Source organism: Sphingopyxis sp. Geo48 (genome assembly GCF_949769155.1).
Lineage (GTDB): Bacteria > Pseudomonadota > Alphaproteobacteria > Sphingomonadales > Sphingomonadaceae > Sphingopyxis.
The window spans coordinates 502,606-521,881 of sequence record NZ_CATKPA010000003.1; the positions used below are offsets into that span (position 1 = coordinate 502,606).

16 protein-coding genes are annotated in these 19,276 nt (G+C 67.4%); 9 read left to right on the forward strand and 7 right to left on the reverse strand.

The features are described from left to right. Nucleotides 1–75 precede the first annotated feature (75 nt). Together QOL79_RS14010 and QOL79_RS14015 are read right to left on the reverse strand one after the other, a co-directional pair. On the reverse strand, nt 76–3,798 hold the full coding sequence (locus tag QOL79_RS14010) for a hydantoinase B/oxoprolinase family protein (protein ID WP_283419993.1): 3,723 nt from the start codon (nt 3,796–3,798) through the stop codon (nt 76–78). Beyond that, a complete protein-coding gene (locus QOL79_RS14015; RefSeq protein WP_283419994.1) occupies nt 3,782–5,404 on the reverse strand; it encodes a CHASE domain-containing protein in 1,623 nt (540 codons plus the stop codon). The genes QOL79_RS14010 and QOL79_RS14015 overlap by 17 nt, the downstream gene beginning before the upstream one ends. 171 nt (nt 5,405–5,575) lie before the next feature. Here QOL79_RS14015 and QOL79_RS14020 point away from each other — a divergent pair, with 171 nt between their 5' ends. Together QOL79_RS14020 and QOL79_RS14025 are read left to right on the forward strand one after the other, a co-directional pair. After that, on the forward strand, nt 5,576–6,229 hold the full coding sequence (locus QOL79_RS14020) for a glutathione S-transferase family protein (RefSeq protein ID WP_282945862.1): 654 nt from the start codon (nt 5,576–5,578) through the stop codon (nt 6,227–6,229). 67 nt (nt 6,230–6,296) lie between these two features. Next, complete coding sequence (locus QOL79_RS14025) at nt 6,297–6,770, forward strand: hypothetical protein (RefSeq protein WP_283419995.1); 474 nt, start codon at nt 6,297–6,299, stop codon at nt 6,768–6,770. Between the two features lie 9 nt (nt 6,771–6,779). Here the strand turns inward: QOL79_RS14025 and QOL79_RS14030 are convergent, their stop codons facing one another. The 3 genes from QOL79_RS14030 to corA form a co-directional block, all read right to left on the reverse strand. Continuing rightward, a complete protein-coding gene (locus QOL79_RS14030) occupies nt 6,780–8,357 on the reverse strand; it encodes an ABC-F family ATP-binding cassette domain-containing protein (protein ID WP_283419996.1) in 1,578 nt (525 codons plus the stop codon). Between the two features lie 133 nt (nt 8,358–8,490). After that, nucleotides 8,491–9,156, reverse strand: coding sequence for a helix-turn-helix domain-containing protein (locus QOL79_RS14035; protein ID WP_282945868.1), 666 nt, complete (start codon nt 9,154–9,156; stop codon nt 8,491–8,493). A gap of 120 nt (nt 9,157–9,276) precedes the next feature. Beyond that, nucleotides 9,277–10,248, reverse strand: coding sequence for a magnesium/cobalt transporter CorA (gene corA / locus QOL79_RS14040; RefSeq protein WP_204992339.1), 972 nt, complete (start codon nt 10,246–10,248; stop codon nt 9,277–9,279). A gap of 154 nt (nt 10,249–10,402) precedes the next feature. Between corA and QOL79_RS14045 the strand changes: the two genes are divergently transcribed. The 5 genes from QOL79_RS14045 to QOL79_RS14065 all read left to right on the forward strand — a co-directional run bounded on the left by QOL79_RS14045 (nt 10,403) and on the right by QOL79_RS14065 (nt 15,786). After that, nucleotides 10,403–10,780 (forward strand): BlaI/MecI/CopY family transcriptional regulator, encoded by a 378-nt coding sequence (locus QOL79_RS14045; protein WP_058456236.1) that lies wholly within the window; start codon nt 10,403–10,405, stop codon nt 10,778–10,780. Continuing rightward, the gene (locus QOL79_RS14050) at nt 10,777–12,450 is read left to right on the forward strand and encodes a M56 family metallopeptidase (protein ID WP_283419997.1); all 1,674 of its coding nucleotides are present in this window, start codon (nt 10,777–10,779) and stop codon (nt 12,448–12,450) included. Before QOL79_RS14045 ends, QOL79_RS14050 begins: the two co-directional genes overlap by 4 nt. 105 nt (nt 12,451–12,555) lie before the next feature. After that, entirely contained in the window at nt 12,556–13,293 is a 738-nt protein-coding gene (locus QOL79_RS14055; RefSeq protein WP_283419998.1) for a hypothetical protein, read from the forward strand. Further along, nucleotides 13,290–15,383, forward strand: coding sequence for a TonB-dependent receptor plug domain-containing protein (locus QOL79_RS14060; protein WP_283419999.1), 2,094 nt, complete (start codon nt 13,290–13,292; stop codon nt 15,381–15,383). Before QOL79_RS14055 ends, QOL79_RS14060 begins: the two co-directional genes overlap by 4 nt. Before the next feature lie 19 nt (nt 15,384–15,402). Continuing rightward, complete coding sequence (locus QOL79_RS14065; RefSeq protein ID WP_283420000.1) at nt 15,403–15,786, forward strand: reverse transcriptase-like protein; 384 nt, start codon at nt 15,403–15,405, stop codon at nt 15,784–15,786. Nucleotides 15,787–15,795: 9 nt separating this feature from the next. Here QOL79_RS14065 and QOL79_RS14070 read toward each other — a convergent pair whose 3' ends face one another. Both QOL79_RS14070 and QOL79_RS14075 read right to left on the reverse strand, forming a co-directional pair. Further along, nucleotides 15,796–16,821: an adenosine deaminase gene (locus QOL79_RS14070; RefSeq protein WP_283420001.1), complete on the reverse strand. Its 1,026-nt coding sequence runs from the start codon at nt 16,819–16,821 to the stop codon at nt 15,796–15,798. After that, a complete protein-coding gene (locus QOL79_RS14075) occupies nt 16,814–17,401 on the reverse strand; it encodes a phosphoribosyltransferase (protein ID WP_283420002.1) in 588 nt (195 codons plus the stop codon). Before QOL79_RS14075 ends, QOL79_RS14070 begins: the two co-directional genes overlap by 8 nt. Nucleotides 17,402–17,485: 84 nt before the next feature. Here QOL79_RS14075 and QOL79_RS14080 point away from each other — a divergent pair, with 84 nt between their 5' ends. Together QOL79_RS14080 and QOL79_RS14085 are read left to right on the forward strand one after the other, a co-directional pair. Beyond that, entirely contained in the window at nt 17,486–17,923 is a 438-nt protein-coding gene (locus QOL79_RS14080) for a DUF983 domain-containing protein (protein WP_058456243.1), read from the forward strand. Continuing rightward, nucleotides 17,916–19,253 carry an aminotransferase-like domain-containing protein gene (locus QOL79_RS14085; protein WP_283420003.1) on the forward strand — a complete coding sequence of 446 codons (1,338 nt, stop codon included), beginning with the start codon at nt 17,916–17,918 and terminating at the stop codon, nt 19,251–19,253. Before QOL79_RS14080 ends, QOL79_RS14085 begins: the two co-directional genes overlap by 8 nt. Nucleotides 19,254–19,276: the final 23 nt, after the last annotated feature.

Consider the following 19,276-nt stretch of genomic DNA (forward strand, 5'->3'; position numbering starts at 1 on the left):
TCCGCCTAATCGCTTCGCGATAAGGCTTCGTATCCTTCTCCCATCGAGGGAGAAGGAGGATTTGCGCCGCTGCCGTCAATTGTCGTCCCCCGCTTTCCCGTAGCCGCTGCCGCCCGGCGTTTCGATCACGAAAGCATCCCCTGCAGCCAGATCCGCGCTGCCCGTGGCCGCCAGCACTTCGACCGAACCATCGGCGCGCTCGACCCAGTTGCGGCCGGGTGCAGCGTATTCGCCGCCAGCCAAGCCTGCGGGGGCGATGCGGCGGCGGTTGGCGAGGATGTTCGCGGCCATCGGTTCGCGGAAGCGGATGCGGCGCGTGGCGCCGTCACCGCCGTGCCAGCGGCCCACGCCGCCCGAGCCTTTGCGGATCGAGAATTCCTCGACGATGACGGGGAAGCGGATTTCCATCACCTCGGGGTCGGTCATCCGGCTGTTGGTCATATGCGTCTGGATCACGCTGGTGCCGTTGAAGCCCGGCCCGGCGCCCGAGCCGCCGGCGATCGTTTCATAATATTGGTGCGCTTCGTTGCCGAAGGTGAAATTGTTCATCGTGCCCTGCGCACCCGCCATCGCGCCGAAGGCGATGAACAGCGCGTCGGTGATGACCTGGCTCGTCTCGACATTGCCCGCGACGACCGCGGCGGGATGGCGCGGGCTGAGCATCGAATCGTCTGGCACGATCAGCGTGACGGGGGCGAGGCAGCCCTCGTTCATCGGGATCGGGTCGTCGAGCATGGTGCGCAGGACGTAGAGGACGGCGGCGCGGACGACGGGCATCGGTGCGTTGAAATTGTCGGGGAGCGTCGGCGACGAGCCGGTGAAGTCGATCGTGACGTGGCGGGCGGCGCGGTCGACCTTCACCGCGACCGCAACCTCGGCGCCATTGTCCATCGCGTAGGTGAACGCGCCATCATCGAGCCGCGCGATGAGCTGGCGCACCGCGGCTTCGGCCTGACGCTGGCCGTGCGCCATATAGGCGGCGACGGTGGCGGCGCCGTGGGCGGCGCTGAGGTCGACGAGCGCACTCGCGCCGCGCTGGCAGGCGGCGACCTGAGCCTTCAGGTCGGCGATGTTGAGCGCCGGGTTGCGTGCTGGCCAGTCGCCGGCAGTCAGGTGGGCGTGGACCTCGGCGTCGAGGAAGTTGCCGTCATCGACGATCAGAACATTGTCGAACAAGATGCCCTCATCCTCGATGCTCTTGCTGTCGGGAGGCATCGAGCCGGGGGCGATGCCGCCGAGGTCGGCGTGGTGGCCGCGCGCGGCGACGAAGAAGCTTGGCGTGCTGCTTTCCACAAACACCGGCATGATGACGGTGATATCGGGGAGGTGGGTGCCGCCGTCATAGGGGGCGTTGAGCGCATAGGCGTCGCCGCGCCGGATGCCGCGGCCGTCGCCGGGCTGGCCGTCCGCCCCGGACCGCTGGCGGAGGATCGTGCGGACGCTTTCGCCCATCGATCCGAGGTGGACCGGCATATGCGGGGCGTTGGCGACGAGGCGCCCTTCGCCGTCGAAGATCGCGCAGGAGAAGTCGAGCCGCTCGCGGATGTTGATCGACGAGGCGCTGTGCTGGAGCGCGCCGCCCATCTCCTCGGCAATCGCCATGAACAGGCTGTTGAAGATTTCGAGGCGGATCGGGTCGGGGGATGCCTCTTGATCCTCCCCGTCGCGTAGCGATGGGGAGGGGGACCGTCCGAAGGACGGTGGAGGGGCTGCGGGCGAAGCGAGCGCTGCGCGCCCGGCCCCTCCGTCAGCCCCCTCGGGGCTGCCACCTCCCCATCGCTGCGCGACGGGGAGGATTGTCCTGGCGAGCCGCAGCGTCCCCTCCTGCTCGACCGTTGCGTTCCACCCCGGCTCAACCACCGTCGTCGAAAGTGCGTCGATGATGATCGCGGGGCCGGCGATCGTGCGACCGGGCGCGAGGGCTCCACGCTGGTGGAGCGGGACGTTGTGCGCTGCCCCTGCGAGCCAGGCGCTGACGGTTTCGGGGGGCGTTTCAGGGCCGGGTGCGGGGGGCGGCAGCGCCGCCTGCGTGTCGCCCGCCTCGGTCAGTTCGACGCGGATGCGGTCGACCACCAGATTGTCGTGGGGGGCGTAGCCGAAGCGCTGGCGGAAAGCGGCGGCGAAGGCCTCAGCGACCTCGGCGGGCGGCGCCAGCGGAAGCTCGATCGCATTGTCGCTGTCGGCGAGGCGAACGAAAAGAAGGGTTTCGCGGGTGGTCGTGGCATCGGGGGCAAGATCTGCGCGGGCTTGATCCGACAGCTCGGTTTCGGTGGCGGCGAGAGCGGTGGCGCAATCGGCGTCGAGCTTCAGGCCCAGCGTGCGCTCGCGGATCGCCGAGGGCCTGGCGAGACCCATGCCATAGGCCGAGAGCACTCCCGCAAGCGGGTGGAGCAGGATTTCGTCGATGCCGAGCGCATCGGCGACGAGGCAGACGTGCTGCCCCGCGGCGCCGCCGAAGCCGACGAGGCTGTAGCCTTGGGTAAGGTCGTGGCCGCGCGCGATGGTGATGCGCTTGATCGCGTTCGCCATTTGCTGGACCGCGATGGCGAGTAGGCCTTCGGCGAGCGCTTCGGGGGTGATGTTTCCGACCTCGGCCGCCATTGCCGCGAATTTCTGCACGACGATATCGCGGTCCAGCGGCTGGTCGCCGTTCGGGCCGAAGAGCTTGGGGAAATGATCGGGCTGGATCTTGCCGAGCAGAACGTTGCAATCGGTGACCGTCAATGGCCCGCCGCGGCCATAGGCGGCGGGGCCGGGGTTCGCGCCCGCGCTCTCGGGTCCGACGAGCAGGCGCGCGCCGTCCCAGCGGCAGATCGAGCCTCCCCCGGCGGCGACGGTGTGGATGCGGAGCATCGGGGCGCGGATGCGCGTGCCCGCGACGATGGTCTCATTGTCGCGCTCGAGGCGGCCGGCATAGTGGCTGACGTCGGTCGAGGTGCCGCCCATGTCGAAGCCGATGAGGCGGGTCTTGCCGAGCGGCGCGGCGCTGCCGACCATCCCGACGATCCCGCCCGAGGGGCCGGAGAGGATCGCGTCGCGGCCGTGGAAGGCGGCGGCAGAGGCGAGGCCGCCCGAGCTTTTCATGAACTGCGGGTCGATGCCCTCTCCGAGTTGGCCGACGAACTGGTCGACATAGTGGCGCAGCACAGGCGAGAGATAGGCGTCGGCGAGCGTCGTATCGCCGCGGCCGATCAGCTTGATGAGGGCGCTGACCTCGTGGCTGGTCGAGATTTGGGTGAAGCCGAGGTCGCGGGCGATGGCGGCGAGGCGCTGTTCGTGCGCAGGGTAGCGGTAGCCGTGCATGAGGACGATGGCGATGCTGGCGAGCCCGCGGTCGCGGGCGGCTTGCAGTGCGGTGCGGGCCTGTTCTTCGTCGAGCGGGGTCAGGACAGCACCCTCGGGACCGACGCGTTCGGCGATTTCGGCAACCTCGGCGTGCGGCGGCGGGGTGCGTTGGAGTTTGCGCGCGAAGAGGTCGGGCCGGTCCTGATAGCCGATGGTCAGCGCGTCGCCGAAGCCGCGCGTGATCGCGAGCAGCGTCGGCCCGCCCTTGCGTTCGAGGAGGGCATTGGTCGCGACGGTCGAGCCCATGCGGATCGCGAGCCGCGGAAGCGGGCCGCTGCCCGCGCCAGTGAGGTCGCGGATCGCATTGACCGCGGCGTCGCCGGGTCGCGCCGGATCTTCGCTCAGATATTTGGTGGTGACGACGGTGCCGTCGGGGCTGCGCGCCACGACATCGGTAAAGGTGCCGCCGCGGTCGATCCAGATATGCCAGCGATCGTCAGGGTGCAGAGCCATCGTACGGCCAGCGGATGAGGATCGTCAGGCTGTTGTCAACGGCGGTGCGATCCCAGCTGCCCTTCAATTGCCGTTCGATCAGCGATCGGATGAACTGGGTGCCGAAGCTTTCGGTGTCGATCTGCGGCGGCGCGGCCAGGCCGGTTTCGGTCCAGCGAAATTCGACCTGGCCGGCCTCGATGCACCAGCCGACGGCCAGATTGCCGCCGCGTCCGGACAGCGCGCCATATTTGATGCTGTTGGTGACGAGTTCGTGGACCGCAAGCGTAATCGCCTGCGCTCTTTCGTCATCGAGGCAAACGACGGGGCCGTCGAGCGCCGCCAGACGCTCGCCCGACCAGCCGGCGATTTCCAGCTCGCGGTGGACGATGCGGCCGAGCTCGACCGTATCGACCGCGCCAGTGACGAGCATCTGTTTGGCGTCGGAGAGCGCGCGCATGCGGCCGTCGAATTTCGTTTCGAAATCCTCCAGGCTGGCGGATTCGCGGAGGGTGATGCGCGCGAGCGCACCGATGCGGGCGAAGGCGTTCTTCATGCGGTGCGCCATCTCGCCGATCATCAACTCGCGGTCCTCGGCATGGCGCGCCTGCTCGGCGGCGAGCGCCTGTGCCACCCCGACGCGGCGTTGCTGGACACGGTGGAGCTGGGTCGCGAGGATGGCGAGCAGGACGCCGAAGACGAAGATGGCGAAAGGGCGGCCGAGCCGTTCGAGAAAGCGGCCATAGGAAATGCGCATCGTCCATTCGCGATCGGCAACGCGCAGCTTTTGTTCGTGCGCGTCCCAGCCGACCTTGCCTTGGCTGTAGAGAAGCTGTGCCTTAGGCCCGTCGCCGGCATAGACCTCGATCCCGTCGATGCCGCGGATCTGGTCGCCAAGAACCGCCGTCATCATGTCTTTGCCGCGGAACGGCGCATAGATGAAGGCCTCGATCGGACGCGCGCCGGGGCGTGTCGCGATGTTGGTCAGCGGCGAGGCGGGCAGGCGCGCATAGACCGGGATATAGATCAGAAAGCCCTTCTCCTTCTTCCTGGCCAGGCGTTCCTGCGCGAGTACGACGACGCCGCTCGCGGCCGGCTGGCCGGTCTGCCAGGCGCGGCGCATCGCGGCGCGGCGGGTCGGATCGCTGTACATGTCGAAACCGAGCGCGACGTGGCGGCGCGGCGTATAGGGCTCGACCAGCGTCACGGCGAAGCCGATCTTCTGGTCGGTGGCGGCGGGCCAGACCCGAATCGCCTGGCCGTAATTCTGCGCCAGCTGCGCTTGGGGAAGTCGGGGGTCGTCGGCGGGGAAGGCGGCGGCGATGCCGATCCCCTCCATGCCCGGCGTGCGGATCTGCGGCTGGAGCGACGAGAGATAGGCGCGGATGCCGGGACCGCTGGAGCTGGGGTCCGACTGGTAAAGCGCGCGGACGCCTTCGAGCACCGAGACATGGTCGCGCAGCCGCATATTGACCTGCATCGCGACGCGCGCCGCCTGGTCGGCCTCTTCGGACTGGTTGTAGAAAAAGCTGGCGGCGGCGGCGACGAGCGTTGCGAGCAGGATGACCAGGCCAATAAAGCGGGCGAGCAGGCCCATCAGCCGATCTGCCCAGGTTGAGGGGCGCATTGCGAACATCCTGCTGATGGCTGCCGCGGCAGCGCCCCCCTCCAAACGCCGATGTTTCACGCCGGCGCGTCGATGGCAAGTTTATTTCTTTGCCGCCCGGATCCGTCGCACGGGTTGCGTCGCCCCGCCCTTAACCTATGCTATGACAGCAGAATAAAGGGAGATTGCAGGATGATCATCTATGGCTCGGTGGTGTCGCCGTTCGTGCGCAAATTGCTTGGTTATCTGGGCGAAAAGGGCATCGCTTTCGAGCTGAAGGGCGTCGGGATCGGCGACCCCGATCCGGGGTTTCGCGCCGCCTCGCCGCTCGGAAAAATGCCGGCGATGGACGATGACGGTTTCCTGCTCGCCGATTCGAGCGCAATCATCCATTATCTCGAGGCCAAGCACCCCGAACCCGTGCTGATCCCGGCCGACCCGCAGCAGCGCGGGCGCGTGATCTGGTGGGATGAATTCGGCGACACGGTGTTTGCGGCGTGCAGCGGCAAAATGTTCTTCAACCGCATCGTCTCGCCCAAATTTCTCGGTCGCGAGGGCGACCTCGCGGCGGCCGCGCAGGCCGAGGCCGAAGAATTGCCGAAGCTGCTCGATTATCTGGAGAGCGCGATCCCCGCGTCGGGCTATCTGGTCGGCGACCGCTTCACGCTCGCCGATCTTGCGGCCGCGTCCCCGCTGATGAATTTGCGCCATTGCGGTGCGTGCATCGACGCGGCGAAACACCCGAAGACCGCAGCATGGAGCGAAGCGATCCTGTCGCGCCCCAGCCTCGCGCCGTGGGTCGAGAAGGAGGAGCGGATGATGGCGAAAGTGCTGGCGGCCGCCTGATCTTTCTCCCGGCACCGTCAGATAATCTTAAGCAGCGCCGCCTAGCCTGGTGGCGAGGAACAGAACCGTGCAAGCCCGATACCCTTTGCCGCTCCACCATAGCTGGCCGCTCTATGAGCGCGCGCGCCACTTCGACCTCGGCTGGAGCGAGCGGACGAGCGTGCGGGTGCCCGGCAGGGCCGGCGCCGAAACGCCTGAGGATGCCGAGGCGATCGCGCGGCTGGGCGCGGGCGTGTGGCATTGCGACCTTGCGACCAACCGGCTGAGCTGGACCGATACGGTGTACGATCTCTTCGGCCTGCCGCGTGGCTCGGACGTCGCGCGGGCGGCGGCGGTGGCGCAATATTGCGAGGGATCGCGCGCCGCGATGGAACGGTTGCGCGCGCATGCCATCGCGCATCGTCGCGGCTTCACGCTCGACGTCGAGATCGGCCCGGCGCGCGCGCAGACGCGGTGGATCCGGCTGATCGCCGCGCCGGTGTGCGAGGGCGACCATGTCGTCGCGCTCCACGGCCTCAAATTTCCGGTCCCCGAAGGCTGACCAAAGCGATCAGCCCAGCGCAATTTCGCGGGTGATCCCGATCGCGTCCAGAAAGGCCGGATCGTGACTGACCACGAGCAGCGCCCCGTCATAGGCGGCAAGCCCCGTTTCGATCGCGGTCAGCGATTCGATGTCGAGGTGGTTGCCTGGCTCGTCAAGGATCAGCAGTTGCGGCGGCTGCGGAGTGCCGAGGACGCAGGCAAGGCCGGCGCGCAACATCTGTCCGCCGCTGAGCGTGCCGACGATCCGGTCCGCGGCGTCGGCGCGGAAGCGGAAGCGGGCGAGCGCGGCGCGGCACTGGTTGTTCGTCGCCCCTGGACTGCGCACAAGGAAATTGTCGGCGATCGAAAGCGACGGGTCGAGCAGCGATACACGCTGGTCGAACATCGCGAACGGCACCTGCGTGCGTACCGCGCCCGACCATGGGCCGATCGTCCCTGCCACAAGGGCGAGCAAGGTCGATTTCCCCGAACCATTGGGCCCGGTGATCGCGATGCGCTCGGGGCCGGTGATCGTCAGCGACAGGTCGCGGATGACGGGCTGCCCCGGGGCATAGCCGGCCGTCACATCGTCGAGAGCGAGGACGGTTCGCGAGGCGACCAGTCCGGTCGGCGGAAGCCCCGCCGACAGCGGATCGACGACTTCGACCCTCGAGCGTGCCGCCGTTAGCTGGGCCTCTGCGGCGTCGCGCTGGCGCCCGGCAAGGCGGCTTGCCGCAGCGCGTGTCTCTTCGGCGCGGCGCTTCTGTCCGCCGATGATGATCCTGGGCATGTCGCCGCGCGCCGCCTTGCGCCGGCCACCGGCGTCGCGCCGGTCCTGTCTTTCGTTCGCGGCCTGCGCTTCGCGCCGGGCGGTATCCAGCCGCTTTTCGGCGTCGGCGAGTTCGGCCTCGACCGCCGCGCGTTCAATCTCCTTGCGCGCGAGATAGGCGCTCCAGCCGCCGCCGTAGCGCGCGGCGCCGAGGCTGGTGATTTCGACGATCGCGTCCATCTCCTCGAGCAATTCGCGATCGTGGCTGACGACGATAGCGCCGCTGCGCCAGCCACGCAGCAAATCGCGCACCGCAGCGCGCCCGTCCCGGTCGAGATTGTTGGTCGGTTCGTCGAGGAGCAGGAAGTCGGGCGCGGCGAATATCGCAGCGGCGAGCGTGGCGCGCGTGCGCTGGCCGCCCGACAGGTGCGCCAGCGGGGTATCCGCCGGAAGCGCGAGGCCGACCTTCGCGAGCGCTTCGTCGATCCGCGCCTCGAGCGTCCAATCGGCGTCGCCGATGTCTTCGGCGCTCGCATCGCCCGCTTCGGCCTTGCGGAGCAGCGCGAGCGAGGCGCGGGCGTCGAACAGGTCGGCGATCGTCTCGTCCGGGTCGACCTGCACCGTCTGGCGCAGCATTGCGACGCTGCCGTCGATCGCGAGCGAGCCGGAGGCGGGCCGGCGCTCGCCGGTCAGCAGGTACAGCAGCGTCGATTTGCCGACGCCGTTGCGGCCGATGACTCCGACGCGCTCGCGCTGGAAACGAAGGTCGATGTCAGAGAGGACGGGGCGGCCGTCGGGCGTGGACCAACCGAGGTTGGCGAGGGTGATGGAGGGCATGGACAAGGCTTTCCTGAAGGCACGGCGTGGCGGCGATGCGTTCAGTTGCGATCCATGATCCTGCGGACTCCCTGTTGGTTGCTGTGAACCCTATACCGGAAGCGGGGCGGTTTCGGCAAGACCGGGCCGCCGTTTACAGCTCGACGATGATCCGGACCTTGTCGGGTGCGACGCCGACCGTGCGCGCGATCTGCTCGCGGCTGCGCGCGATCAGGTCGTGCAGTCCTTCGGGCGCGAAGCCGCCGAGCAGGTCGGAAACCTGCACGCCCAGGATCGCGGCCAGTGCGTCCATGCGGTCGTGCTTGGGGCGGGCGCGGCCCTTTTCCCAGCCCGAAACCGACGGCGCGCTGACGCCGATGCGTTCGGCGACGTCGGCCTGGTTGAGGCCGGCCATGATCCTGAAACGCTGCAGGCGTGCGCCGAAGGCTTCGTCGGCGGGGCTCGGCTGGCTTTCCTCGACCTCGGGTTCGGGGGGCACGACGCTCTTGAGTTCGACCGCGCTCAGTGTCGCGGGCGATACGGGCCCCTCGAACTGGCATCCGAAGAGCCGGCCGCTGGCCCAGATTACAACCGCCGAGATGTCGCCGGCATGCGGCAGTTCGATTTCGATCCGGTCGCCCGCCTCAAGCTCGATATCGCTTTCGAATAGCAGCCCGGTTCCCGAGATATTGTGGATCAGCACCTCGATCTCGGTGCCGTCATGATGGGCGCCGCGCGCGAGCAGGCTGAGTTTGCGGCGTGCAGCCGACCGACTGTCGGCGTCGGCGGCCGGGGGCAGGAAATATCCGGAAATGACCATATCCTAATTTTGGGGTGAGACGGTTAAAAGAGGGTTATCAAAGGCCGCAAAGATGGTGCGGCGAAACCCCCGTGCAACGCGGTGACGGGTTGCATCCGCCGCGGCGGCGCGGGTGCGGCGCTAGAGCCAGCCGATCCGCCTGAAGCGGCGGTACAGAAGGCCGCAGATTCCGCCCATGAGCGACAGCGCGAAGGGATAGCCGAAGGTCCAGCCGAGTTCGGGCATATGCTCGAAATTCATGCCATAGACTCCGGCGATCGCGGTCGGCACGGCCAGGATCGCGGCCCAGGCGGCGAGCTGGCGCGTGATCATGCCCTGGCGCTGCTGTTCGAGAAGCGAATTGGTGTCGACGACCGATGCGGCGACTTCACGCAGGCCCTGGAGCCGGAATTCGGCGCGCTGGACGTGGTCCCATATATCGCGAAAATAGGGGCGTACCGCGTCGTCGATCCACGGCAGGTCGTCGGCGCCGATCAGCCGGTTCGCGACGTCCTTCATCAGCCCGACGATGCGCTGAAAGCGGATGATTTCGTGCCGCTGGCCATAGAGATGGCGGATCTGTTCGGCATCGAGCGGCGTGTCCATCACGCTTTCCTCGACCAACAGCAGCCGGTCCTCGATTGCGTCGATGACCGGGAAATAGCCGTCGACGATGAAATCGAGAATCGCGTAGAGGACATAGTCGGGCCCGTGCATAAGCTTGTGCGGCAGGCTTTCGAGCTTCGCGCGCACCTCGGTATGCGCGCGCGCCGAGCCGTGGCGGACGGTCACCGTGAAATGGCGGCCAAGGAAGATCGCGGTCTCGCCCGACTGGATCGTATCCCCCTCCTGCCGCGCGGTCGCGGCGATGACGAATAGCTGGTCGCCATAGATCTCGACCTTCGGAAGCTGTTTCGATTTCAGCGCGTCCTCGACCGCGAGCGGGTGGAGGCCGAACCTTTTGGCGATCCCTGCAAGTTCGTCGGGGGTGGGCTCGTAAAGGCCGAGCCAGAAGAAATCGCTGTCGTCGCAATCCTCGGGGATGATGTCGTCGGGGCCGAGCTCGCGAACGAGCTTTCCTTCATTATAGTGGCGGGCGGCCATGATCGGCATCGGGGACTCCTTGAGCGATGCGCCTACATAGGGGGTGCATTGCGTCAGGGGAATCCTGTTCGACGGCTCATGTGTATTATTCGAGTAAAACCCTCTTGCCAAAGATGCGCTACAAATGTAGCACGCTACAAATGTAGCGCACGAGGTGATTCGAATGCTGTCCAGCCTGCCCCCCCGCGAACGCGAGATCGTCGATATTCTCTATGAGCGCGGTGCCTCGACGGTGACCGAGATCGGCGACGCGCTGTCCGACGCGCTGTCGGGTTCGGCAATCCGCGCGATGCTGAAGCGGCTCGAGGCGAAGGGTTTCGTGGCGCGCGAGGCGTCGGAACGCGGCTTTGTCTATGCGCCGAGCGTGTCGGACAAGGCGGCGCGCAAGTCGGCGCTGAGCCAGGTCGTGCGCGTCTTCTTCAACGGATCGGCGACGAGTGCCGCCGCGGCGCTGCTCGGTATGCAGGACGAAATGACGGGCGCCGATCTCGACGAACTTGAAAAGATGATCGCAAAAGCCCGCGACGGGAGGATGAAATGACTACGAGCGCCATGCTGCTGGGCCTTGCTTGGAAATCGCTCGTGATCGCGGGACTCACGCTCGTCGTGCTGCGGCTCGCGCGGTCGCGCTCGGCGGGTGAGCGCTCGATGGTCGCGCATGCGGGGCTCGCGGCGCTGCTCGCGCTTCCCGCCGCGATCCTTTTTCTGCCGAAATGGGCACCGCTGCCGCAGCATTGGTTTGCCGGCGATGCGCCCGTCGCGGCGATGGTTTCAGGAGTTCCGGCCGCCGATCCGGGCCCCGTCGCGATGCCGGTCCCGGCCGCGATCGAGGCCGCGGGCTCGGCGCCGGCGACCTTTCCCGCTCTCGCCGATATCGCGCCCTTTCTCTATCTCGTTCCGCTCGCGCTGCTGTGCGGAGTGATGCTGCTTGCGGTCGTGCGGCTGTTCGCGATGCGCCGCCGCGCAGAAATCCTCATCGAGGGATCGTGGCTGTCGGCGCTTGCCGAGGCGCAGCGGCGCATGGGGTTCAAACATGGCACCGCGTTGCTGGTGAGCGAGGAACTGCGCTCGCCGATCAGCTGGGGTGTGCTGCGCCCGACAATCGTGCTCAATCCGCGCGCGGTCGATGCGGTCGACGAGGCCGAAGCGATCATCGCGCACGAACTGGCGCATGTCGCACGGCTCGACTGGGCGAAGCTGCTCGGCGCGCGGATCGCCTGCGCGGTCTTCTGGTTCAACCCGCTGGTGTGGATGCTCGCGCGTGAAAGCCACCAGCTGCGCGAGGAGGCGGCCGACGATGCCGTGCTGATGGCCGACATCGACGGCCCCGACTATGCGACCCTGCTCGTCGGCGCGGCGCGCCATGACAATCAGGGGGCGCTGCTGGCCGCGCATGGCGTCGCGCCGGGCCGGAACAGCCTGAAGCGCCGGATCACCCGCGTGCTCGATGCCAGCCTGAAGCGCGGACCGGCGAGCGCGGGCTGGATGCTGACGAGCCTCGTCGCGCTTGCCGGTATCACCGCGCCGCTTGCCGCCTTTTCGGCAACCGCAGATAAAAAGGTGGCGCTGGAGATCCCCGCTCCCGCCGCCGCCACCGCCCCGGCCGCGGCGCAGCAGGTCGCCGCGGCCGCGGGCGGGGTCCATCCTGACGGCGAGGCCGCTGCCGACCCGTCGCGGCCGCTGAGCGCCGACGAGCTGATCGGTATGCGCGCGGTCGGCGTCACGCCCGAATATGCGGCCGAGATGCGCGAGCATAACGGCCCGATGACCGCCGACGAAATCATCGGCGCCAAGGCGACCGGCGTCGATCCCGCCTATATCAAGAAAATGCGCGGCCTTTTCCCCGGCGTCAGCCTCGACGATCTGGTGGGCGCTTCGGCGCTGCACATCGAACCCTCCTTCGCCCGCGACATGAAGACGCATTTCCCCGACATCGGCATCGACGATGTGATCGCGCTGAAGGCGATGGGGGTCGACTGTGACTTTGTGACCGACATGCGCAAGGCGGGGGTGCGCATCCGCAGCGCAGATGACGCGATCGAACTGCGCGCCACGGGCGGATGGGCCGCCGCGAAGGGCCGCAAGGGCGATCAGGGCGCGACCGTCCGGGTTGGCCACGGCGCGGTGGTCGAGGCGCGCGGCGCCGATGGTCGCGTGACGCGCGTCGAGGTTCCCGAGCCCCCGGAGCCGCCGGAAACGCCCGCGACCTGACGTTCGTCCAAACCCGACTTCCGTTGATCGAAGCCCTGTTTTGAAACGCCGTTGCGGCGGCGAGCGATGACGCTCGCGCGGCGCACGGAGGGAGGAGTGCACCCAATGAAGATCCCGATGATGCTTGTCGGCGCCGCTTTGCTGTCGGTTTTCGCCTGCGCCGCGCCAAGCACGGCCGCCGATCCGCCCGTGCCGGGCGATATCGCCTGGCGCGCGGATCCGGCGACGTCCGATGGCGGGCCGCTGCTCCGCGTCAGCCGCAAGACATCGAGCAGCGATGTCGTGATCGACGGAACGCGGAGCGAATTTGCCGCCGCAAGGGCTGCGCTGGGTGGCAGGCCGGGTCCGATCAGCTTCACCATCGTCCATGAGGCCGGAACCCTCGCCTGCTCGGGGCGGCTGACCGGCGCCTTCGACGGCGAAGGCGATTGCCGCTTCACCGCCGATACCGGGTTCGAAAGGGCGCTGGAACAGCGCGGCCTCGCCCCCGACGACCGGGGCGACCTGCTCGCAATGCTGCTCGTCGATGCGACCGTCGAACTCGCCGACGGGCTGACGCGCGAAGGCGTGAAGCCCAAGGACAATGGCGACCTGATCGCCGCCGCGGCGCTCGGCGTCACGCCGGACTATGTTCGCGACCTTCGATCGGAGGCGCTGGTGCTGACCGGCGTCGAGGATGCGATCGCCTGCAAGGCGCTCGGTGTCGACGGCGCCTATGTGCGCGGGCTGGCCGATGCGGGATACCGGAAACTCGCGGCCGAGGAGGTCGTCGGAATGAAGGCGATGGACGTGTCGCCCGAATATGCCCGGGCGATGAACCGCGCGGCGCGGGGTGGCCAGTGAAGTCGACGATCAGCCTTTCGGCCATCGCCGCCGCGCTGTCGGCCTCGCCCGTGGCGGCGCAGGATGCCACCGTCGCTGGCGATGCTCCGCTGCCGGTTACCGCCTCTGCGGGAGCGACGGGCACGGCGCGGCAGGTCTTCGCGCCCGCCAACTTCGCGCGCTACGCGCCGAAGAACGCCTATGACATGCTCGTGCAGGTTCCGGGCTTCTCGATCCGCGACAACGAGAATTTGCGCGGACTGGGGCAGGCCACCGGCAACGTCCTGTTCAACGGCGAGCGACCGTCGAACAAGGCCGACGACATGTACACCCAGCTGTCGCGCATCCCGGCCGAGAATGTCGAGCGGATCGAGATCGTCGACGGCGCGACGCTCGACATCCCCGGACTGTCGGGGCAGGTCGCCAATATCGTCTATCGCGCCGACAATATTTCGGGGCAGTTTTCGTGGAAGCCCGAGTTTCGCGCCCATTACACCGATGCCCTGTTCACCCGCGCCGACGTTTCGGTGCGCGGTCGGTCGGGGCAGATCGAATATGAGGCGGCGCTGAGCAACGACGACTCCGCACGCAGCGGCGCCGGTGGGCCGACGCTGATCTATGACGGCGCGGGAAATATCATCGAGCGGCGCGAGGACAGCTGGAACACGCATTACGATACGCCGAAGCTGTCGGGGCGCATCACCTGGGATCCGCCGGGCGAAACGGTTGCCAATCTGGGCGGGCATTATCAGCGCAAATATGACCGCTATTATGAGGATGGCGTGCGGACGAGCCCCGGAACTGCCGACCGCATCCGCACCGTCTATGAAAATGCAGACAGCTGGAATTACGAGGTTTCGGGCGATTACCAGTTCGGCTTCGGGCCGGGGAAGCTCAAGCTGATCGGGCTGCGGCGGTTCAGTCACGAGCCGTACAAGCAGGAGATCGTCACGACACCGGTGGGCGGCATCGCGACCGGCGACCGTTTCGCGCAGACCGGCGACCTTGGCGAAACGATCGCGCGCGGCGAGTATCAGTGGAAGCTGTTCGGCGGCGATTGGCAGCTGTCGGGCGAGGCGGCGTTCAACACGCTCGACAATGTCGCGTCGATCGCGGTTCTCGATCCGTCGGGCGCATGGGTCGGCCAGCCGTTCGACGGCGGCACCGGCGGCGTCAGCGAGGACCGCTACGAAGGCCTGCTCAGCTTCGGGCGCAAGCTGACCGACAAGCTGACCGTCCAGATCGTCGCGGGCGCCGAACATTCGACGATCACCCAGACGGGCGCGAACGGTCTGACGCGCAGCTTCTTTCGCCCGAAGGGGTCGTTGACGCTCGCCTGGGCGCCGTCGGCCGATTTCGATGCGTCGCTGAAGATTCGCCGCCGCGTGCTCCAGCTCAGCTTCTACGACTTCCTCGCGCGCGCCTTCCTCAACGACGGGAACGAGAATCAGAGCAACAACGACCTGAGGCCGCAGCAGGACTGGAGCTACGAGCTCGAGATCAACAAGAAGCTCGGCGCGTGGGGTTCGACCAAGCTCTATCTCGTCTTTCGCGACGTCGAGGACCGCGTCGATGTCGTGCCCGTCGGCACGAACGGTGGCGAAGGCGTCGGCAATATCGCAAAGGCGAAGGCGGGCGCGGTCGAATGGTCTTCGACGATCAACCTCGATCCGGCCGGGATCAAGGGGATGAAGGTCGAGTCGAGCGCGCTGTTCCAGAAAAGCTCGCTGCGCGATCCCTTCACCGGCGAGAAGCGGCAGTGGAGCGGCTTCACCGATCGCGTCGTCGACGTCAGCGTGCGCCACGATATTCCGGGCAGTGACTGGGCGTGGGGGGCGGGGGCTAATTATTCGCACTACCAGCCCAATTACCGCCGCAACCAGTCGGATAAGGTGTGGGAGGGGCCGGTCTTCGCGAACGTCTTCGTCGAGCACAAGAATGTGATGGGACTGACCGTCCGCGCGCAGATCCGCAACATCGCCAACGCGCGCTCGAAACGCGATCGAACTGTCTATACCGGCGTGCGCGGCCAGAGCCCGATCGCCTTCGTCGAGGAACGCGACCGGCTTATCGGTCCGATCTTCGCGGTTTCGGTGCGCGGGAATTTCTGATGGCCGCTATGGTGCGTGAATGACCGCGCGCCGGACCAAGATCTTTTTCGATGGCGGATGCCGCCCGAACCCCGGTCCGATCGAGGTCGCGGTGGTCGCGGGCGGCGCCGTCATGATCGAGCGGGGCCTTGGCGAGGGAAGCAGCCTCGATGCCGAGTGGCTGGCGTTGATCGCCGCGCTGCGGCTCGCGCGGGAGCGAGGAATCGACGATTTCGTGCTGTGCGGTGATTCGGCATCGGTCGTGGCGCAGGCCATGGGGAGGGTCCCGGCGCGCGGTGCGGCGGCGGCGCATCTGGCGGCCTTCCGCGATCTGGCCGGCGCCGGCCCGGCGCCGCGGGTCCGGCATATCGGGCGGGCGCAGAATCTCGCGGGGATTGCGCTCGCAAAGCTGCATCCGCGCTGAGGGCTTGCGTCAGGCGTAGGCGTCTATCGCGGCGAGGTGCCTTGCCTTTTCGGCGTCGCCCAGGAACGATCCGGTGAAGCTGTTGCGCGCGAGCGTCACGATGTCGGCCCTCGACAGGTCGAGCGCGTCGGCGACGGCGAGGTAATTGGCGTTCACATAGCCGCCGAAATAGCTGGGGTCGTCGCTGTTGACGGTCGCGGGAAGACCGGCGTCGAGCATGGTCTTGAGCGGATGATCGGCGATGTCGCGGACGACGCACAGCTTGAGGTTCGAAAGCGGGCAGACGGTGAGGGTCATGTTCTCGCCCGCGAGGCGCTTGACCAGCGCGGTATCCTCAAGGCTGCGGTTGCCGTGGTCGATGCGGTCGACTTTCAGGAGGTCGAGCGCCTCGTGGACGTAGGCGGGCGGCCCCTCTTCGCCGGCGTGCGCGACGACTTTGAGGCCCAGGCCCTTCGCGCGCGCAAACACGCGCTCGAATTTCGAGGGCGGATGACCGACCTCGGAGGAATCGAGGCCGACGCCGGCGATCCGGTCCAAATAGGGCAGCGCTTGGTCGAGCGTCGCTTCGGCATCGGCTTCGCTAAGGTGGCGCAGGAAGCACAGGATGAGCTTCGAGGTCATGCCGTAGGTCGTCCGGGCATCGTCGAGCGCGCGGGTGATGCCGGCGATGACCGTCGCGAAGGCGACGCCGCGTGACGTATGGCCCTGCGGGTCGAAGAAGATTTCGATGTGGCGGACGTTGTCGGCGTCGGCGCGCGCGCAATAGGCGGCGGTGAGGTCGTAAAAATCCTGCTCGGTGTGGAGGACGCCCATCCCCTGATAATAGATGTCGAGGAAATCCTGGAGGTTCGAAAAGGCGTAGGCGGCGCGGACCTCTTCGACGCTGGCGAAGGGAATGGCGACATTGTTGCGCTGCGCCAGTTCGAACATCAGCTCGGGCTCGAGCGAGCCCTCGATATGCAGATGCAGTTCGGCCTTCGGCAGGCCAGCGATGAAGGCGGCGCGCTCGGCCGCCGACACGAAACCTTCAGCCATCGGACTCCTCCTCCCCCTGATTCTCTTCGCGCAGGATGATCGCCGCCTCGGGCTTGTGGCGGCGGATTTCCTCAGGCGTCAGTCCGTCGATCTCGTGCGGGAAGATCAGCCACTGGTCGGTTTCGTGGACGAAATAGTCGGGGTGGAGGTCGGTAACGTTGCGGCGCGGCTTGAACCACACCGTCGCGATGCGGATGTCGCGTGGCATATTGTTGCGACAGCGCGCCTTCAGTTCGGCGATGAAGGCGCGGATGCTGCGGCCGCTGTCGAACACATCGTCGATGATCAGCAGCCGATCGTCGGGGTTCAGTGTATCGATGAGATAGCCCAAAGCGAAGACGCGAACGTGTGGGTCCTGATCGTCGATGCCTTTGTACGACGACGTGCGGATCGCGATATGGTCGCAGTGGTGGCCGTGATAGTCGAGCAGTTCCTGCACCGCGATCCCGACCGGCGCGCCGCCGCGCCAGATGCCGACGAGGTGCGTCGGGCGAAAGCCGCTGTCGATCACCTGCGTGCCCAGTCGTAGCGAATCGGCGAGCAGTTCGTTCGCGCTGATGAAGATTTTCGCGTCGCTCATGCCCCCGAACTAGTCCGCCCCTCGACATTTGTCATGCGCGTCATTATGTATGGCATTATGTATGGTACTGCAGGATATGAGTCGATGACTGGCGAACTGGAAGGCCGCGAAAAATGGCTGTGGATTTACCGGACGGGGCTTCACGGCCTTTGCCCGCATTGCGGCGAGGGAAAGATGTTCCGGCGCTGGCTGAAGGTCCAGGATCGCTGCCCGCATTGCGGGCTCGACTATGATTTCGCGGCACCCGATGACGGCCCGGCGTTTTTCTCGCTCTGCTTCATTGCCTTCCCGCTGTTGTTCCTCGTCGTGTGGTTCGAGGTCGCCTTCAACCCGCCATGGTGGATGCATCTGATCACCTCGGTGCCGCTGATGGTCATCCCGTGTCTCGCCGTGCTGCAGCCGATCAAGGGCTGGCTCGTCGCGTCGCAATATGTGAACAGGGCGCAGGAAGCGGGCACCGGCGCGCTGTGGGCGCAGCTCAATGCGCGCGCCAAGGGAGAGATGATCGACGCCGATGGCTGACGGCTGGATACCCGACCTGACGCGGACGCGCGGCGCCAAATATGTCGTGATTGCCGATGCGATCGCGAACGCGGTCGAGACCGGCGCGTTGCGCAGCGGCGACCGCCTGCCGCCGCAGCGCGACCTTGCGGCGCGGTTGGGGATCGACCTTACCACCGTTACCAAGGCGTATGAACAGGCGCGCAGCGCCGGGCTGATCGGTGCGCGCGGACGGGCGGGGAGCTTCGTGCTGCCGCAGGATGCGATCGCCGCGGGGCCGCCGCCGCGCGACACCGGAATGAACATGCCGCCCGAGGTCGAAGGCGGAACGTTGCTCGCGACGTGGGAGCGCACCGCCAGCGCGCTGCTGCGCGCGCCGGGCGCGGGCGGGCGGCTGCATTATGCCCCGGCGGGTGGACGTGAGGCCGACCGCGCCGCGGGGGCGGAGATTTTCGGCCGGATGGGGCTGGCGAGCGAGGCCGGCCAGGTCGTTGTCACGGCTGGGGCGCAGAGTGCGCTCCACGCGATCATCGGCGCGACGCTGGAGCGCGGCGATGTCGTGGCGTGCGGCACGCATGTCTATCCCGGCTTTCTCGCGCTGGCGCGCCGCGCGGGGCTGCGGCTGGCGCCGCTCGCGTGCGTCGAGGCGGATGCGCTGGAGGCGCTATGCCGGACGACGACGGTAGCGGCGCTCTATGTGGTGCCGACAAACGACAATCCAACCACCGTGACGATCGCGGCTGACGACCGCGCGGCACTGGCGCGGGTGACGCAGCGGCATGGCGTGCGGATCATCGAGGACGATGCCTATGGCCAGCTTGCCGAAACGCCGATCGCGCCGCTGTCGAGCTTCGCGCCCGAACTCGGCTGGTATGTCGCGAGCCTCTCCAAGACGATCTCGCCGGCGCTCCGCGTCGCGCATGTCCGCACGCCGTCGGTCGCTGACGCGCTGGCGCTTGCGGCCGAGGTGCATGATGCGAATGTGATGCCGCCGCCGCTGGAGGCCGCGCTGGCGACGCGTTGGCTGGAGGACGGCAGTTACGACCGGCTGATCGGCGAGACGCGGACCGAGGCGGCGGCGCGGCAGGCGATCGCTGCGGAAGCGCTGCCGGCGGGACGTTATGCCGCGCATCCGTGCGGATATCATCTGTGGGTTCCGCTGGCGGATGAGCGCGCCATGGCGAAAGCCGCGGGCGCGCTGCGCGAGGCAGGGATGATGGCGATCCCAGCCACCAGTTTTGCGGCGTGCGACAGCCATGTTCGCGCGTTACGCGTCTCGCTCGGCGGCGCCATCGACCGGGACGGATTGAGGCGCGGACTGACGAGGCTGGCAAAACATCTGCCGGCCTGATGGCCAGTGTCGGCTTTGGGGTG

What these genes read in the sequence shown, in the direction of transcription:
- QOL79_RS14065 (WP_283420000.1), top strand. Translation starts at nt 15,403, where the DNA reads ATGACCGCGCGCCGGACCAAGATCTTTTTCGATGGCGGATGCCGCCCG.
- QOL79_RS14070 (WP_283420001.1), bottom strand. Translation starts at nt 16,821, where the DNA reads ATGGCTGAAGGTTTCGTGTCGGCGGCCGAGCGCGCCGCCTTCATCGCT.
- QOL79_RS14050 (WP_283419997.1), top strand. Translation starts at nt 10,777, where the DNA reads ATGACTACGAGCGCCATGCTGCTGGGCCTTGCTTGGAAATCGCTCGTG.
- QOL79_RS14035 (WP_282945868.1), bottom strand. Translation starts at nt 9,156, where the DNA reads ATGGTCATTTCCGGATATTTCCTGCCCCCGGCCGCCGACGCCGACAGT.
- QOL79_RS14055 (WP_283419998.1), top strand. Translation starts at nt 12,556, where the DNA reads ATGAAGATCCCGATGATGCTTGTCGGCGCCGCTTTGCTGTCGGTTTTC.
- QOL79_RS14075 (WP_283420002.1), bottom strand. Translation starts at nt 17,401, where the DNA reads ATGAGCGACGCGAAAATCTTCATCAGCGCGAACGAACTGCTCGCCGAT.
- QOL79_RS14030 (WP_283419996.1), bottom strand. Translation starts at nt 8,357, where the DNA reads ATGCCCTCCATCACCCTCGCCAACCTCGGTTGGTCCACGCCCGACGGC.
- QOL79_RS14085 (WP_283420003.1), top strand. Translation starts at nt 17,916, where the DNA reads ATGGCTGACGGCTGGATACCCGACCTGACGCGGACGCGCGGCGCCAAA.
- QOL79_RS14020 (WP_282945862.1), top strand. Translation starts at nt 5,576, where the DNA reads ATGATCATCTATGGCTCGGTGGTGTCGCCGTTCGTGCGCAAATTGCTT.
- QOL79_RS14080 (WP_058456243.1), top strand. Translation starts at nt 17,486, where the DNA reads ATGACTGGCGAACTGGAAGGCCGCGAAAAATGGCTGTGGATTTACCGG.
- QOL79_RS14010 (WP_283419993.1), bottom strand. Translation starts at nt 3,798, where the DNA reads ATGGCTCTGCACCCTGACGATCGCTGGCATATCTGGATCGACCGCGGC.
- corA (WP_204992339.1), bottom strand. Translation starts at nt 10,248, where the DNA reads ATGCCGATCATGGCCGCCCGCCACTATAATGAAGGAAAGCTCGTTCGC.
- QOL79_RS14045 (WP_058456236.1), top strand. Translation starts at nt 10,403, where the DNA reads ATGCTGTCCAGCCTGCCCCCCCGCGAACGCGAGATCGTCGATATTCTC.
- QOL79_RS14015 (WP_283419994.1), bottom strand. Translation starts at nt 5,404, where the DNA reads ATGCGCCCCTCAACCTGGGCAGATCGGCTGATGGGCCTGCTCGCCCGC.